The organism is Quatrionicoccus australiensis (assembly GCF_020510425.1).
Taxonomy (GTDB): Bacteria; Pseudomonadota; Gammaproteobacteria; order Burkholderiales; family Rhodocyclaceae; genus Azonexus; species Azonexus australiensis_A.
The window spans coordinates 17,640-32,135 of record NZ_JAHBAH010000001.1 but is presented as its reverse complement, the minus strand read 5'-3'; the positions used below and the strand labels follow the sequence as shown (position 1 = coordinate 32,135).

The window sequence follows — 14,496 nt, the reverse complement described above, 5'->3', positions numbered from 1 at the left end:
GAGGAAGCAACACAATCAATGAACCGGCAAAAATCTCCCCCCGCCGCTGTAACCGACCGGGGCGTGCGCGTCGCGCTGATCTTCGCGCTGGCGGCCGAACGCCTGGCAGCTTATTACGAGCACGGGCAATGGCTGACCGAGGGGCAGGGCGCCTCGCTGGCGGCCGACTGGCTGAGTCGCTCAAAGCTCAATCTGCCGCTCGCCGAACGGCGGCATTTGTCCGACCTGAGCGATCAGCTGGCGCGCCAGGTTGCCGCGACGTTGTCGCGCGAGGCCGGGCTGTACACGGCGCATGAAATGATGGAGTCGCTCGATCCGAACTATCACTCCGAGGTCGCGCAGTCGCTGCTCGACGAGTGCGATCGCCTGCTCGGCGATGCGGCTTCGCTATGATGGCTGTGTTTCAGCCCCAGAAGGCGCCGGTTTGATCCGTGTCGAGCAGCCTGATCAGCTTGTCCAGGTCGCGTTCCGGCTTGGCCGGGTAAGGCAGCCAGGTTTCGTGCGGGCCGAAATGCGGCCGGAACAATGTCCAGGTGTGCGACGCCGGGTTGAAGCAGAAGCGCGCCACCGGCAGGCGGCTCCATTGCTCCGGATGCTGGAAGTGCGGTCGCGATTCGATCAGGGTGACCGCATCGCCGTCGATTTCGATATCGATGCGGACCTGCTCGGGCAGATGTGCCGGCAGTCTTTGGGCGCAATAAGCTTCAATCTTGGTTTGGGCGAGATGCCTGATCAGAACGGGGAGTGTCATCCGCTTGCCGTGAAAAACAGTCAGGCGTGCATGCTAACGCAGTTGCCGGAATATCTCCATGGAATATCCGCCGACGGCGCAGACGTTGAGCTTGCTGGCCTTTCCTGTTTCAATCGCGCCTCATGACAAGCGGCACCCAGAAAAAATTCTCGCACCTACGGGTTATCGGCGCGGCCAGTGGTCTGGGGGCGCAGGACCAGGCGTGCGCTGACGGGCCGCTGGCCTTCCATCATTCGCAGGCCTGGCACCAGATCGAGCGGCATCCGCTGGTCGATTGGGGGCGTACCCTGTTTGCGCCGGCCGCCGACCATTTGTCGGCGACGGCACGCATTGCCGAGCTTTGCCATCATCTCGCCGATGAACTGGAACTGGCCTTGCAGGACAAGGTGTTTCCACTCGTCATCGGTGGCGATCATTCGGTGGCGATTGGCACCTGGAGCGGCGTCGCCCGCTTTGCCGGCGCTCCGCTCGGCCTGCTCTGGATAGACGCACATCTCGACAGCCATACGCCGGAAACGAGCTATTCCGGTGCGGTACACGGCATGCCGCTGGCCTGCCTGCTTGGCCGCGGCGACAAGCGGCTGCTCAACATCGGCTTGCCCGGCGTCCAGGTCAGTGCCGCCCACTGCGTCGTGCTTGGCGCGCGCAGCTACGAACCCGAGGAACTCGTGTTCCTGCAGCAGCAGGGCGTACGCATCATCGACAGCGAGGAAATCCTGCAGCGCGGCTTTGCCGCCTGCCTGGAAGAGGCCGGCAAGATTGTGGCCGGTACGCCGGCCGGTTTCGGCGTTACGCTCGATCTCGATGTGCTCGATCCGCAACTGGCGCCCGGTGTCGGCAGTCCGGAGCCGGATGGTCTGGGCGCGCGTGAAATCCGGCTGGCCCTGCGTCAGCTGGCCGCGACCAGCGGCTTGCGGGCGCTCGAGATTGTCGAATACAACCCGGATCGCGACCGGGATGGGCTGACGGCGAGGCTGATTTCCGGCCTGATTGGCGAAATCCTGCCGGCGATTGCCGGACGTGGCGGAAAATAGCGCATGCGCCGCGATCCCCATGTCGTTCTCGAAGTTGCCCGTGATGCCAGCCCGGCCGAGATCAAGCGCGCCTATCGCCGCCTCGCCATGCGCTGGCACCCGGATCGCAACGAGCATCCGGAGGCGACCGAGCGCTTCAAACAGATCCGCGCCGCCTACGACAAATTGACAGCGGTCGACCTGCCGGAAGAGGCAGAAACCGAAGAAGCGGCGGCAGAGCCTGCGCCCGAAGCGACGCCGGCCAAGGCGGCCGATATCCGGCTGAACCTTGAAATTACTCTCGAAGAAGCGGCCGCCGGTTGCCGGAAAGACATTCACTACGCCCGCGGCAAGGCCTGTCCGACCTGTGATGGCAGTGGCGAAGCGGGAATTTCGCGGACGCGGTTTTGCGCCGCCTGCCATGGCAGTGGTCGGGTGCATGATGCCAAGCGGACCCTGATCCCTTGTCCCGAGTGCGGCGGGCGCGGCGTGTTTTCCGAGCGCATCTGTCCGGATTGCCACGGCAGTGGCCGTGAAGTCGCCGATGTCAGCCTGGAAATCAGCGTGCCGCCCGGCATGCTGTCCGGCGACGACCTGCGCCTGAGTGGGCAGGGCGAACCGGGTGGCGACAAGCTGCAGGCTGGCGATCTTTACCTAACCCTGATCATCGCGGCGCATCCGCTTTACGACATGCGCGGGCGCGACCTGCATTTCAGCATGCCGGTCAGCGCGCTCAGCCTGCTGGCCGGTGCGGAAATCCGGGTTCCCTCCCTGACTGGCGTGCTGGCTTGCCAACTTGAACCGGGCGCGGCGGAAGGCCGCGAGGTGCGACTGTCCGGCAAGGGTTATCCGGGGCGCGGGCGCAACCCGGCGGGCGATCTCGTGATCTGTCTCGAAGTCGAGTTTCCCCGTCATTTGACTGCCCGTCAGCGCAAGTTGCTGTTGCAGGCGGACGCGGCGCTGCAGGCGGATGCAGAAGAGGCGCTGCCGACGCTGGCGGCATGGCGACAGGCCTTTCTGGCCGAATAGAAAAGTTGTGTCGCTTATCCGGCACCGGAGGAGGTGTGTCCTGCATGAACGCAGCGAACGCTGGCTGGCGCAGGTTGGCGCAGGTTGGGCCGTTGTTACGGAAAAAGCTGGCGGTGAACTGACTGTTCGGTCTGGCCGGTCGACGCCTGGATTCAGCAGTTTTCCGGGTTGGCGGCGGGCTGCGCCACGAATTTGTAGCGTTTTGCCAGGTCGACCGCTGCGATCGTCTGCAGCGGCAGTTCGTGCCAATGGATGCTCGCCGGTCGACCGCTCATCAAAGCCAGAAATGCCTCTTCGCTGGCCGGCCCGCCTTCGGCCTCGCAGCATTCGGCAAGAAAGCCGGCCAGCTCGCGGTCGTCGAGCAGGCCGATGCCGAGTTCCGTTTCCAGCACGATGTTGCCGTCGGCATCGAGAAAAGCCGCCAGCACCGCACCGGCCGGCTGACCGGTGTGGCTGACGAAGGCATCGCCTTCGCGGCGGAAAACCCACGGCGTGTAGGCCAGGCTGACAAAAACGCGTTGCGGCCCGTTCTGCAGGAACCAGCGGCCCGTCTCGTCACAACCATACTGCCGGTTGATGAACTCGATCAGGCCGCGGTGCGTGACGCGCTCGCCCTGCAATCGCCAGTCGCCCCGCCGGTCGAGCGACAACCAGTCGTAACAGGCGGGGACGTCAGGCCATTTGGCGATGGCAGAGAGATCAACCATCAGTCGGCGTAGGCGTCCATGCTCGGGCAGCCGCAATTGAGATTGCGGTCGCCGAACACGTCGTCGATGCGATTGACGCTCGGCCAGAACTTGTTGGCAGCGACCCAGGGCAGCGGGAAGACGGCCTGCTGGCGGCTGTACGGGCGATCCCAGTCGGCGATGATGTCGGCCTGGGTGTGCGGCGCATGCTTGAGCGGGTTGTTGTCGGCCGGCCAGCTGCCGTTCTCGATCTGGCGGATTTCTTCACGAATGCTGATCATCGCGGCGATGAAGCGATCCAGCTCGGCCTGCGACTCCGATTCGGTCGGTTCGACCATGATCGTGCCGGCGACCGGGAAACTCACCGTCGGTGCGTGGAAGCCGTAGTCCATCAGGCGCTTGGCGATGTCGATCTCGGCGATGCCGGTGGCGGCCTTGAGCGGACGGATGTCGAGGATGCACTCGTGCGCAACGCGGCCGTTCTTGCCGGTGTAGAGCACCGGGTAATGGGCGTTGAGCTTCTGCGCGACGTAGTTGGCGTTGAGGATGGCGAATTGCGTTGCCTTCTTGACGCCGGCGCCGCCCAGCATGGCGAGGTACATCCAGGAAATCGGCAGGATAGAGGCGGAGCCGAAGGGGGCGGCGGAAACCGCTCCTTGACCGGCATTGACGCGCTCGGAACTGCCCGTCGCGGCGACCGCGTGATCAGCCATGAACGGCGCCAGATGCGCCTTGAGACCGATCGGACCCATGCCCGGTCCGCCGCCGCCGTGCGGGATGGCGAAGGTCTTGTGCAGGTTCATGTGGCTGACGTCGGCACCGATGTAGCCGGGTGAGGTCAGGCCGACCTGGGCGTTGAGGTTGGCGCCGTCCATGTACACCTGGCCGCCGTTGGCATGCACGCTGGCGCAGATGTCCATGACCGCCTCTTCGAAGACGCCGTGCGTGGACGGATAGGTCAGCATCAGGCAGCCAAGGTTGGCGGCGTGCAATTCGGCCTTGTTTTTCAGGTCGACCGTATCGACGTTGCCATTCTCGTCACAGTCGACGACGACGACCTGCATGCCGGCCATCTGGGCGGTAGCCGGGTTGGTGCCGTGCGCCGATTTCGGGATCAGGCAGATCGTGCGGTGGGCATCGCCGCGGCTGGCGTGGTAGCGGCGAATCGCGACCAGGCCGGCGTATTCACCCTGGGCGCCGGAGTTCGGCTGCATGCAGATGGCGTCGAAGCCGGTCACTGTCTTCAGCCATTCGGTCAGGCTGCCGATCATTTCTAGGTAGCCAACGGCCTGGTCGCGCGGCGCGAACGGGTGCAGGTTGGCGAATTCGGGCCAGGTGACCGGGATCATCTCGCTGGTCGCGTTGAGCTTCATGGTGCAGGAGCCGAGCGAGATCATCGAGTGGTCGAGCGCCAGATCCTTGTTCTGCAGCGACTTCAGGTAGCGCAGCATCTCGTGCTCGGTGTGATGCGTGTTGAATACCGGGTGCGTCAGCACGGCGTCGGTGCGCAGCAGCGCGGCTGGCAGCGACGGGTTGGCGGCGGCAACTTGAGCATCGATCGCTGCCATGTCGAGCGTGACCTGGGCGATCACCTTGAACAGCGCGGCCACATCGTGGCGGGTGGTCGTCTCGTCGAAGGAGATGCCGAGTACGCCGGCACTGACCCGGCGCAGGTTGTAGCCGGCGGCCAGGGCTTCGAGATAGACGATTTCGGCACGCGCGCCGAGATCGATGTGCAGGGTGTCGAAGAAGGTGTGGGTCAGCACGGTGACGCCGGCACGCTTGAGGCCTTCGGCGAGGATCTCGGTCAGGCGGTGGATGCGGCCGGCGATGGTGCGCAGGCCTTGCGGGCCGTGATAGACGGCGTACATGCCGGCCATGTTGGCGAGCAGCACCTGCGAGGTGCAGATGTTGGAGTTGGCCTTTTCGCGGCGGATGTGCTGTTCGCGCGTCTGCAGCGCCATGCGCAGTGCGGTGTTGCCGCGCGCATCCTTGGAGACGCCGATGATGCGGCCCGGCATCGAGCGCACGAAGGCTTCCTTGGTGGCGAAGAAGGCGGCATGTGGGCCGCCGAAGCCCATCGGGATGCCGAAGCGCTGGCTGGAGCCAAGTGCAATGTCGGCACCCATGCTGCCCGGCGACTTGAGCAGGACCAATGCCATCAGGTCGGTGGTGACAGCCACCGTGGCGCCCTTGGCCTTGAGGCTGGCGATGGGAGCACTCAGGTCGCTGACATCGCCGCGATCATTCGGGTACTGGAGCAGGGCGCCGAAGAATTCTTCGTTTTTTACAGTGTCGACCGGCGCGATCACCAGTTCGAAGCCGAAATAGCCGGCACGGGTCCGGATCACGTCGATGGTCTGCGGGAAGCAGGCGCTGTCGACCAGGAAACGGTTCGATTTCGACTTGGAAACGCGGCGCGCCATGGTCATGGCTTCGGCGGCGGCGGTCGCTTCGTCGAGCAGCGACGCATTGGCGATTTCCATGCCGGTCAGGTCGATGATGACCTGCTGGAAGTTGAGCAGCGCTTCCAGGCGGCCCTGGGCGATTTCGGCCTGGTAGGGCGTGTAGGCGGTGTACCAGCCCGGGTTTTCCAGCACGTTGCGCAGGATGACCTTGGGTGTCAGCGTGTCGTAATAGCCCATGCCGATGCAGGACTTGTTGATCTTGTTCTTGCCGGCAATTGCCTTGAGGTCGGCCAGTGCTTCGTGTTCGCGGCGCGGTGCGGGCAGCGGCAGGTCAGCCGGCAGGCGGATCGCGGCCGGAACGGTCTGGGCTATCAGCTGTTCGACGCTGGCGGCGCCAATCGCGGCGAGCATGGCGGTCGTCTCGGCGGCGCAGGGGCCGATGTGACGGGAGATGAACTCGTCACTCTGCTCAAGCGCAGAAAGAGGAAGATTCAGCGGCATGGGAATCCTTGGTAATGAAGGTGCGGCCTGGCATAACGGCGGCCGGGCAAGGCAGATGGCCGGAGCCGCCACGCGGCCGCTCCGGCTGGCAAAAATATCGACTTAGTCGGCGATGGCCTGGTAACCGGCAGCATCGAGCAGCTTGTCGAGATCGGCGACATTGGCCGGCTTCATCTTGAACAGCCAGGCGGCGTAGGCATCCTGGTTGACCGATTCCGGCGCATCGACCACGGCTTGATTGACTTCGACGACTTCGCCGGCGATCGGTGCATACACATCGGCAGCGGCCTTGACCGATTCGACGACGGCGATTTCCTTCTCTGCTTCGAAAGTGGCGCCGACTTCCGGCAGCTCGACGAAGACGAGGTCGCCCAGGGCTTCCTGCGCGTGATCGGTAATGCCGATGGTGACAGTGCCGTCAGCATTGAGCAGGACCCATTCGTGGGAAGCGGCGTACTTGAGGGTGGCGGGAACGTTCGACATGGTTTTCTCCTGAATGGGTGGAATTAGATGACTGACTTGCCGTTGCGGGCGAATACGGGTTTGACGACCTTGGCCTTGAGCAGTTTGCCGCGGATATCGACTTCGACTTCATCGCCGATGGCGACGCCGAGCGGCAGGCGGGCGAGGGCGATGGATTGTTGCAGCGTTGGTGAGAAACTACCTGAAGTAATTTCACCATTACCTTGTTTTGTAACGACAGTTTGATGGCTGCGCAGTACGCCCTTGTCGAGCAGGATGAGGCCGAGGAACTGCTTTTGCTGACCATTGGCGGTCAACGCCGTTTTGCCGACGAAATCGCGTCCGTCCTTGTTGGCAACTGTCCAGGCCAGGCCGGCATCGAGCGGCGAAACTGTTTCGTCCATGTCCTGGCCATAGAGATTCATGCCGGCTTCCAGGCGCAGCGTGTCGCGGGCGCCAAGGCCGCAAGGCGCGACGCCGGCAGCATTGAGCTGGTTCCACAGGGTTTCGGCTTCGCCGGCCGGCAGCATGATCTCGAAACCGTCTTCGCCGGTGTAACCGGTGCTGGCGATGAAATACTGGTCGACTTCAGCGGCGAAGAAGGCTTTCAGGCCTTCGGTTGCGGCCTTGACCTGGGGCAGGACTTCCCAGACCTTGCTACGCGCATTCGGTCCCTGCACGGCGATGATGCCGAGGTTGTTCGCGCCGTCACGGCGCTGGGTGATGCTGACATCCAGCTTCCATTCGGCGGCCTTGGTCTGCATCCAGGCGAGATCCTTCTCGGCGGTGCCGGCATTGACGACGATGCGGAAGCGGGTCTCGCTGAGGAAATAGATGATCAGGTCGTCAATGACGCCGCCGGCGTCATTGAGCATGGCCGCATACAGGGCCTTGCCGGATACGGTCAGCTTGGCGACATCGTTGGCGACGAGGCGGGACAGGAAGCTGCGGCAATCGGCACCGACCACATCGACCGGGCACATGTGCGACACATCGAACATGCCGCAGTTGTTGCGGACGGCATGGTGCTCTTCAATCTGCGAACCGTAGTTGACCGGCATGTCCCAGCCGCCAAAATCGACCATCCGGGCGTTCATTGCACGATGTGCGTTGTTGAGCACTGTTTTCTTCAGCATATCAATCCTTTACAAACGTTTGTTAACGTTGCTTCTAGAAACGGAAAAGGGGTGAAACGAAAGAACGAATCTTGCGTTTCACCCCTCTGTCCTCGATACCTGAGAGATTTGCCCCATCGGTGGGCGCTGTTGACGCCGCTCTCCAGAGTTTCAAAGCATGGCAAGCCATGTTTTGGTTCCACGGTCCTTTTGCCTGAGCGTTTTCGGGTGAAATTGCGCCTTCGGCGGCAGACTTGATCTGCGCTCTCCCATGGGACGGGTGGCACTATAACGGGTCGCCGGATGCGAGGCAACCTGCTGCGGTGCACAAGGCGTGCCGGGCGAGGGCGGCCTTCGTGATAAACTCCCGCTTTGCATTGCGTTCCCTGCCTGTGACTCCAGCCAATTTCGATTTTCACTGCCATTCCTCGGTTTCCGACGGTCTGTTGCCGCCCGCCGTGGTGGCGCGGCGAGCGGCCGCCAATGGCGTCGATTTCTGGGCCTTGACCGATCATGATGATCTGGGCGGCCTGGTCGAAGCGAGAGCGGTGGCCGAGGAGGCCGGCGTGCGTTTCTGCAACGGGGTCGAGATTTCGATCGAATGGAACGGTGTACCGATCCACGTCGTCGGCCTCGGTTTTGATGCGGCGAACCCGGTGCTGGTTGGTGGCCTGACCGCATTGCGCGAAGGCCGCGTCGAGCGGGCGAAACGCATGGGCGATGCGCTGGCGGCAATCGGCATGCCGGGTATCTACGAAGGCGCGCTGACTTACGCGACCAATTCCAGCCTGATCTCGCGGGCCCATTTTGCCCGTTACATGGTGTCGATTGGCATCGCCAAGGATGTGCCGGGCATCTTTCAGTACTATCTGACGCCGGGCAAGCCAGGTTATGTTGATCACCGCTGGGTCAGCCTGCAGGATGCGATCGGCTGGATCGAAGCGGCCGGCGGTGTTGCCGTGGTGGCGCATCCGGCGCGCTACAAGGCGCTCTCGAACAGCGACATGCGGCGTTTTCTCGGTGACTTCAAGGATCTCGGCGGACGTGGCATTGAAATCGTCTGTGGCAGCCACTCACCGGATCATGTGTTGCACTATGCCCGCCTGGCCCGGCATTTCGCGTTGCATGCCTCGCGCGGCTCCGATTTCCACGGGCCGGAAGAAAGTTACGTCGATCTCGGTCGGCTCCCTCAATTGCCGGAAGACCTGAAGCCGGTCTGGCGTCTGATTGCTTAATTTATGGCCCGTGTAGTCAATATTCACCCCGATACGCCGCAACAGCGCCTGCTGGTGCAAGCAGCCGAATTCATCCGCGATGGCGCGATCGTCGCCTTGCCGACCGACTCCTGCTACGCGCTGGGTTGCCATCTCGGCGACAAGAACGCTTTGGATCGCATCCGCCAGATTCGCCAGATGGACGAACGGCACCACCTGACGCTGATGGTGCGCGACCTCTCCGAGATCGCCACCTATGCCCGCGTCGATAACGCGCAATATCGCTTGCTCAAGGCGACGACGCCGGGCAGCTACACCTTCATTCTCGAAGGCAGCAAGGAGCTGGAGCGGCGCGTCCTGCACCCCAAGCGCAAGACCATTGGTTTGCGTATTCCCGATCATCCGGTTGCCTTGGCCTTGCTGGAAGAGCTGGGTGAGCCGCTGCTGACCTGTACCTTGCAGTTGCCTGATGACGAGCAGCCGCTGACCGAGGGTTGGGAAATCCAGGACCGTCTGGAGGATCAGCTGGAGTTGATCCTGGATGCCGGCCATTGCGGCACCGAGCCGACAACCATCATCGATCTGACCGGCGATTCGCCCGAGTTGATCCGGGCCGGGCGCGGCTCGCTCGAGCCGTTCGGCCTGGACTGAGTCGCCATGCTCGAGAGCCTGATCCAGACCATTGCCATCGCCGCCTTGCCGGTGATTTTTGCGATCACGCTGCACGAAGCGGCGCATGGCTACGTGGCCCGCCATTTCGGCGACCCGACCGCATGGCTGGCGGGACGCATCACGCTCAACCCGCTGCGCCATATCGATCTGGTCGGCACCATCATCATTCCGGTTGCCATCCTGCTCTTTTCCGGCGGCTCCTTCCTGTTTGGCTACGCCAAGCCGGTGCCGGTCGATTTCAGCCGTCTGCGTCATCCCAAGCGCGACATGCTCTGGGTGGCGATTGCCGGACCGGCGGCCAACCTGTTCATGGCATTCTGCTGGGCCTTCATGCTCAAGCTGGCCTGGGCCCTGCCGGTCAACGACTACACCGTGCCACTTTCCGAGATGAGTAAGACCGGCATCATCGTCAATTGCGTGCTGATGGTGCTCAATCTCCTGCCGCTGCCGCCGCTCGATGGCGGGCGCATTGCGGTCAGTCTTTTGCCGCACCGATTGGCCTGGAAGTTTGCCCAGCTTGAGCGCTGGGGCTTCCCGATTTTGCTGCTGCTGATGTTCACCGGTATCCTCAATACCATCATGAGTCCGCTCGTCATTCTTTCGGCGCGGATTATCGAATCCATTTTTGGGCTTTATTGATCGACTATGTACGCAGAACGTGTTCTTTCCGGCATGCGCCCCACCGGCGCCCTCCATCTCGGCCACTACCACGGGGTTCTCAAGAACTGGGTCAAGCTCCAGCATGAGTATCCCTGCCTCTTCTTCGCGGCCGACTGGCATGCGCTGACGACGCACTACGAGAACCCGCAGGGTATCGAGCAGGCCACCTGGGACATGATCATCGACTGGCTGGCAGCCGGCGTTGATCCCAACCAGGCAACCCTGTTTATTCAGTCCAAGGTGCCGGAGCATGCCGAACTGCATCTGCTGATGTCGATGATGACGCCGCTCGGCTGGCTGGAGCGCGTGCCGACCTACAAGGATCAGCAGGAAAAGCTCGCCAACAAGGATTTGTCGACCTACGGCTTCCTCGGTTATCCGCTGCTGATGAGCGCCGACATCCTGATCTACCGCGCCGACAAGGTGCCGGTCGGCGAAGACCAGATTCCGCACGTTGAATTCACGCGCGAACTGGCGCGCCGGTTCAATCACATGTACGGTCGCGAACCGGGCTTCGAGGACAAGGCGCGCGAAGCCGTCAAGAAGCTGGGCAGCAAGAAGGCGCGTCTCTACGAAGAGCTGCGTACCCGCTTCCAGCAGAATGGTGACAAGGAAGCGGTCGAGCAGGCCAAGGCCATGCTCAATGAAATCCAGCATCTTTCGGCGGTCGACCGCGAAAGGCTGTTTGGTTTCCTCGAGGGTACCGGCAAGATGATTCTGGTCGAGCCGGGTTACCTGCTGACCGAGGCTTCCAAGATGCCCGGCCTGGACGGTCAGAAGATGTCCAAGTCGTATCACAACACGATCACCATGCGCGAATCGGAAGAGTCGGTGGCCAAGAAGGTCAAGAGCATGCCGACCGACCCGGCGCGCGCCCGTCGCCACGATCCGGGCGAGCCGACCAAGTGCCCAGTCTGGCAGTTGCATCTGGTTTACTCCAACGAAGGCTGCAAGGAGTGGGTGCAGCAGGGCTGTCGCACTGCCGGCATCGGTTGCATCGAATGCAAGCAGCCGGTGATTGACGGCATCCTGCGTGAGCAGGCGCCGATGCGTGAGCGGGCGCAGGTCTATCTCGACGATCCGACCCTGGTCAAAAACATCATTGCCGACGGTTGCGAGAAGGCGCGCGAGTACGCCCGCGAAACCATGCGCGATGTACGTGAGTCGATGGGGCTGGAATACAACTGATGTTCGGTTATGACTGGGAGTCCCTGATCTGGATCGGCATCGGCTTTGGCGGCCAGGCGCTGTTCATGATGCGTTTCGTGATCCAGTGGTGGAGTAGCGAAAAGGCAAAGCGGGTGGTGATTCCGGTTGCCTTCTGGTACTTCAGCCTGGCCGGTAGTCTGGTGCTGGTCATCTATGCCATCCATCGCAAGGACCCGGTGTTCATCTTCGGGCAGGCGCTGCCAGTCGTAATTTATCTGCGTAATCTGCATCTGCATTACAAGAGCAAGGGTCGTTCGGTCGCCTCGTGAGCATGAGCGCAACGGTCGACCTGCCTGCAGCGGATCTTTTTGTTCCGGTTGCCCGCATTTATGGCGAGGCCATGGAGCACCTGCCGCAGGATCTCTACATTCCGCCGGATGCGCTCGAGATCATGCTCGACGCCTTCGAAGGGCCGCTTGACCTGCTGCTTTACCTGATCCGAAAGGCCAATGTCGATATCCTCGACATTCCGATGGCGCCGCTGACCAAGCAATATCTGGCTTACATCGACAGCATGCAGGCGAGCAATCTCGAACTGGCCGCCGAATATCTGGTGATGGCAGCAATGCTGATCGAGATCAAGTCGCGCATGCTGCTGCCGCGCCCGAAGCTGGGTGAAGGTGAGGAGGGCGAAGATCCGCGCGCCGAGCTGGTGCGCCGGCTGATGGAATACGAGCAGATGAAGGTCGCCGGCCAGAAGCTCAACGAGTTGCCGCAGGCGGATCGCGAGTTCTACTGGGTCGAGACGCTGGTTGAAAAATCGCTCTACGTGCGCTTGCCGGAGGTTTCGGTCGATGATCTGAAAGAAGCCTGGATGGCGGTGGTGCGCCAGGCGAGCTTGCACAAACACCATAAAATCGGGCGCGAAGAGTTGTCAGTGCGCGAACATATGGGCATCATCCTGCGTCTTTTGCAGGAACGCGGCGGTTTCGTGCAGTTCGAAACCATGTTCGATCCGGAAATGGGCGCGCCCGGTCTGGTCGTGCATTTTCTCGCCATGCTTGAGCTGGCCCGCGAAAAGCTGGTCGAATTTACCCAAACCGAGGCCTTTGCGCCGATTTATGTGAGAGTGCACCAAGGTGGAACCGAGTCTGGTCAAGAAGGTGCTTGAGGCGGCCTTGCTCGCTGCCCGCGAGCCGATGACGCCACTCGAACTGCGCAAAATGTTCGATGAGGAACTGTCGACCGATACGCTGCGCAAATTGCTCGATCAGTTGCGCGAAGAGTGGGAAGAGCGCCCGGTCGAGCTGATTCAACTGGCTTCGGGCTGGCGTTTCCGGACGCGGGTCGAATATCTGCCTTATCTGGAACGGCTGAATCCGGAAAAACCGCCCCGCTATTCGCGGGCGATGCTGGAAACGTTGGCGATCATTGCCTATCGTCAGCCGGTGACGCGCGGCGATATCGAAGAAATTCGCGGCGTGGCGGTCAATAGCAATGTAGTAAAAACACTGGAAGAGCGAGGCTGGATCGACGTCGTCGGCCATCGTGACACCCCCGGTCGGCCGGCACTGTTTGCCACGACCAAACAATTTCTCGATGATCTGGGCCTGCGCAGCGTCAGTGAACTGCCGCCGCTCGAACAAATCAGCCAGACACTGGAGCTGAACCATGAAAACTAAAAAAACACCGCTGCGTGCGCCGATGAAAAAGGGCGAGGGCGCAGCAAGTCGTCCGGACGCCTCCGGCGAGCGGCCGCGCTTCAAGATGGGGGCTGGGCGCGCTGCGGCCCGCACCGTCAATCGCGAACCCGCGCCAAGCGAGGATTTTGCCGAAGCGCCTGCCGCCGAGGTCGTCGCCAAGCCCAAGCGGCAGCGTCTCGGGCCGCAATCCGGGCGTGCCAATCGCGGCACGGTCGGGCGCAACGGCAAGCCGCTGCTTGAGTCCAAGCCGGAGCGTTTGCAAAAGGTGCTGGCCCAGGCCGGTATCGGCTCACGCCGCGAAATGGAGGAGTGGATCGCCGCCGGCCGGATCACGGTTAATGGCGTTCCGGCCCATCTCGGCCAGAGCGTCATTCCGACCGACAAGATCAAGATCGGCGGGCGCCTGGTGAATGTTCGTTTCACCACCACCCGGACGCCGCGCATTGTCATGTATCACAAGCCGGAAGGCGAAATCGTTTCGCGCGACGACCCGGATGGCCGTCCCTCGGTATTCGCCGCCTTGCCGCGCATTCGTGGCGGGCGCTGGATCGCGGTCGGACGTCTCGACTTCAATACCTCCGGTCTGCTGTTGTTTACGACCTCGGGCGAACTGGCCAACAAGCTGATGCATCCGAGTTCCGAACTGGTTCGCGAGTACGCCGTGCGCGTTCTCGGTGAACTGACGCTGGAGGCACAAAAGCAGTTACTCGAGGGCATTGAGCTCGAAGATGGTCCGGCCAACTTCGCCAGTTTGACCGACGGTGGTGGCGAAGGCGCCAATCACTGGTATCGCGTGACGATTTTCGAAGGCCGCAATCGCGAGGTGCGGCGCATGTTCGAGGCGGTCAACTGTACGGTCAGTCGCCTGATTCGTGTGCGCTATGGCCCGTTCAACCTGCCGCCGCAGTTGAAACGTGGCTGGGTGCGCGAACTGGCGGAGGGTGATGTCAAGGCTTTGCTGCGTGAGCTGGAAAAAACGATCAATCCGGCGCAAACGCACGCAGAGAGTGCATAAAGTCAGCCAGATTCATTTACGGGAGGCGATAAACTCGTTATAATTCACGGGTTTGTTCCTCCCGTCGTTTTTGGCGGGGCATCTTTTTTTGGCAAGGTGGGCGTTTCGCCCATTTTTT

16 protein-coding genes and 2 riboswitches are annotated in these 14,496 nt (G+C 62.1%); of the genes, 11 read left to right on the top strand and 5 right to left on the bottom strand.

The window, feature by feature from the left end:
* Positions 1-18 precede the first annotated feature (18 nt).
* Positions 19-393: a hypothetical protein gene (locus KIG99_RS00175; protein ID WP_226458216.1), complete on the top strand. Its 375-nt coding sequence runs from the start codon at positions 19-21 to the stop codon at positions 391-393.
* Positions 394-403: 10 nt separating this feature from the next.
* Here the strand turns inward: KIG99_RS00175 and KIG99_RS00170 are convergent, their stop codons facing one another.
* Positions 404-751 (bottom strand): DUF3024 domain-containing protein, encoded by a 348-nt coding sequence (locus KIG99_RS00170; RefSeq protein WP_226458215.1) that lies wholly within the window; start codon positions 749-751, stop codon positions 404-406.
* Positions 752-873: 122 nt separating this feature from the next.
* On the opposite strand from KIG99_RS00170, the gene KIG99_RS00165 reads away from it, so the two are divergent.
* Complete coding sequence (locus tag KIG99_RS00165; RefSeq protein ID WP_226458214.1) at positions 874-1,785, top strand: arginase; 912 nt, start codon at positions 874-876, stop codon at positions 1,783-1,785.
* 3 nt (positions 1,786-1,788) lie between these two features.
* The gene (locus KIG99_RS00160) at positions 1,789-2,793 is read left to right on the top strand and encodes a DnaJ C-terminal domain-containing protein (protein ID WP_226458213.1); all 1,005 of its coding nucleotides are present in this window, start codon (positions 1,789-1,791) and stop codon (positions 2,791-2,793) included.
* A gap of 152 nt (positions 2,794-2,945) precedes the next feature.
* Here the strand turns inward: KIG99_RS00160 and KIG99_RS00155 are convergent, their stop codons facing one another.
* The 4 genes from KIG99_RS00155 to gcvT all read right to left on the bottom strand — a co-directional run bounded on the left by KIG99_RS00155 (position 2,946) and on the right by gcvT (position 7,986).
* Positions 2,946-3,500 carry a DUF2946 family protein gene (locus KIG99_RS00155; protein ID WP_226458212.1) on the bottom strand — a complete coding sequence of 185 codons (555 nt, stop codon included), beginning with the start codon at positions 3,498-3,500 and terminating at the stop codon, positions 2,946-2,948.
* Complete coding sequence (gene gcvP, locus KIG99_RS00150) at positions 3,500-6,388, bottom strand: aminomethyl-transferring glycine dehydrogenase (protein ID WP_226458211.1); 2,889 nt, start codon at positions 6,386-6,388, stop codon at positions 3,500-3,502. Before gcvP ends, KIG99_RS00155 begins: the two co-directional genes overlap by 1 nt.
* 102 nt (positions 6,389-6,490) lie before the next feature.
* Positions 6,491-6,871: a glycine cleavage system protein GcvH gene (gene gcvH, locus KIG99_RS00145; protein ID WP_226458210.1), complete on the bottom strand. Its 381-nt coding sequence runs from the start codon at positions 6,869-6,871 to the stop codon at positions 6,491-6,493.
* Between the two features lie 23 nt (positions 6,872-6,894).
* On the bottom strand, positions 6,895-7,986 hold the full coding sequence (gene gcvT / locus KIG99_RS00140; RefSeq protein WP_226458209.1) for a glycine cleavage system aminomethyltransferase GcvT: 1,092 nt from the start codon (positions 7,984-7,986) through the stop codon (positions 6,895-6,897).
* Positions 7,987-8,062: 76 nt separating this feature from the next.
* Positions 8,063-8,142, bottom strand: a riboswitch (glycine riboswitch).
* Between the two features lie 15 nt (positions 8,143-8,157).
* Positions 8,158-8,247: riboswitch (glycine riboswitch) on the bottom strand.
* Between the two features lie 110 nt (positions 8,248-8,357).
* Here gcvT and KIG99_RS00135 point away from each other — a divergent pair.
* From KIG99_RS00135 to rluB, 8 genes are read left to right on the top strand one after another with little or no spacing between them, the layout of a single operon-like run.
* Positions 8,358-9,200: a 3',5'-nucleoside bisphosphate phosphatase gene (locus KIG99_RS00135; protein WP_226458208.1), complete on the top strand. Its 843-nt coding sequence runs from the start codon at positions 8,358-8,360 to the stop codon at positions 9,198-9,200.
* A 3-nt stretch (positions 9,201-9,203) separates the two neighbouring features.
* Entirely contained in the window at positions 9,204-9,830 is a 627-nt protein-coding gene (locus KIG99_RS00130; protein WP_226458207.1) for an L-threonylcarbamoyladenylate synthase, read from the top strand.
* Positions 9,831-9,836: 6 nt separating this feature from the next.
* Positions 9,837-10,490, top strand: a complete 654-nt coding sequence (locus tag KIG99_RS00125; protein WP_226458206.1) for a site-2 protease family protein — start codon at positions 9,837-9,839, stop codon at positions 10,488-10,490.
* 6 nt (positions 10,491-10,496) lie between these two features.
* Positions 10,497-11,699: a tryptophan--tRNA ligase gene (locus tag KIG99_RS00120; RefSeq protein ID WP_226458205.1), complete on the top strand. Its 1,203-nt coding sequence runs from the start codon at positions 10,497-10,499 to the stop codon at positions 11,697-11,699.
* Positions 11,699-11,989 (top strand): lipid-A-disaccharide synthase N-terminal domain-containing protein, encoded by a 291-nt coding sequence (locus KIG99_RS00115; RefSeq protein ID WP_226458204.1) that lies wholly within the window; start codon positions 11,699-11,701, stop codon positions 11,987-11,989. Before KIG99_RS00120 ends, KIG99_RS00115 begins: the two co-directional genes overlap by 1 nt.
* A 2-nt stretch (positions 11,990-11,991) precedes the next feature.
* Entirely contained in the window at positions 11,992-12,831 is an 840-nt protein-coding gene (locus tag KIG99_RS00110) for a segregation and condensation protein A (protein WP_226458203.1), read from the top strand.
* A gap of 28 nt (positions 12,832-12,859) precedes the next feature.
* Entirely contained in the window at positions 12,860-13,342 is a 483-nt protein-coding gene (gene scpB, locus KIG99_RS00105) for an SMC-Scp complex subunit ScpB (protein ID WP_264180443.1), read from the top strand.
* Entirely contained in the window at positions 13,332-14,378 is a 1,047-nt protein-coding gene (gene rluB / locus KIG99_RS00100; protein ID WP_226458202.1) for a 23S rRNA pseudouridine(2605) synthase RluB, read from the top strand. Before scpB ends, rluB begins: the two co-directional genes overlap by 11 nt.
* Positions 14,379-14,496 lie beyond the last annotated feature (118 nt).

Bases quoted from the DNA above. Each gene is read 5' to 3' on its own strand.
- KIG99_RS00130 (WP_226458207.1), top strand. From the start codon at position 9,204: ATGGCCCGTGTAGTCAATATTCACCCCGATACGCCGCAACAGCGCCTG.
- KIG99_RS00175 (WP_226458216.1), top strand. From the start codon at position 19: ATGAACCGGCAAAAATCTCCCCCCGCCGCTGTAACCGACCGGGGCGTG.
- KIG99_RS00125 (WP_226458206.1), top strand. From the start codon at position 9,837: ATGCTCGAGAGCCTGATCCAGACCATTGCCATCGCCGCCTTGCCGGTG.
- KIG99_RS00155 (WP_226458212.1), bottom strand. From the start codon at position 3,500: ATGGTTGATCTCTCTGCCATCGCCAAATGGCCTGACGTCCCCGCCTGT.
- KIG99_RS00160 (WP_226458213.1), top strand. From the start codon at position 1,789: ATGCGCCGCGATCCCCATGTCGTTCTCGAAGTTGCCCGTGATGCCAGC.
- gcvP (WP_226458211.1), bottom strand. From the start codon at position 6,388: ATGCCGCTGAATCTTCCTCTTTCTGCGCTTGAGCAGAGTGACGAGTTC.
- gcvH (WP_226458210.1), bottom strand. From the start codon at position 6,871: ATGTCGAACGTTCCCGCCACCCTCAAGTACGCCGCTTCCCACGAATGG.
- rluB (WP_226458202.1), top strand. From the start codon at position 13,332: ATGAAAACTAAAAAAACACCGCTGCGTGCGCCGATGAAAAAGGGCGAG.
- KIG99_RS00110 (WP_226458203.1), top strand. From the start codon at position 11,992: ATGAGCGCAACGGTCGACCTGCCTGCAGCGGATCTTTTTGTTCCGGTT.
- KIG99_RS00165 (WP_226458214.1), top strand. From the start codon at position 874: ATGACAAGCGGCACCCAGAAAAAATTCTCGCACCTACGGGTTATCGGC.
- KIG99_RS00120 (WP_226458205.1), top strand. From the start codon at position 10,497: ATGTACGCAGAACGTGTTCTTTCCGGCATGCGCCCCACCGGCGCCCTC.
- gcvT (WP_226458209.1), bottom strand. From the start codon at position 7,986: ATGCTGAAGAAAACAGTGCTCAACAACGCACATCGTGCAATGAACGCC.
- KIG99_RS00115 (WP_226458204.1), top strand. From the start codon at position 11,699: ATGTTCGGTTATGACTGGGAGTCCCTGATCTGGATCGGCATCGGCTTT.
- scpB (WP_264180443.1), top strand. From the start codon at position 12,860: ATGACGCCACTCGAACTGCGCAAAATGTTCGATGAGGAACTGTCGACC.
- KIG99_RS00170 (WP_226458215.1), bottom strand. From the start codon at position 751: ATGACACTCCCCGTTCTGATCAGGCATCTCGCCCAAACCAAGATTGAA.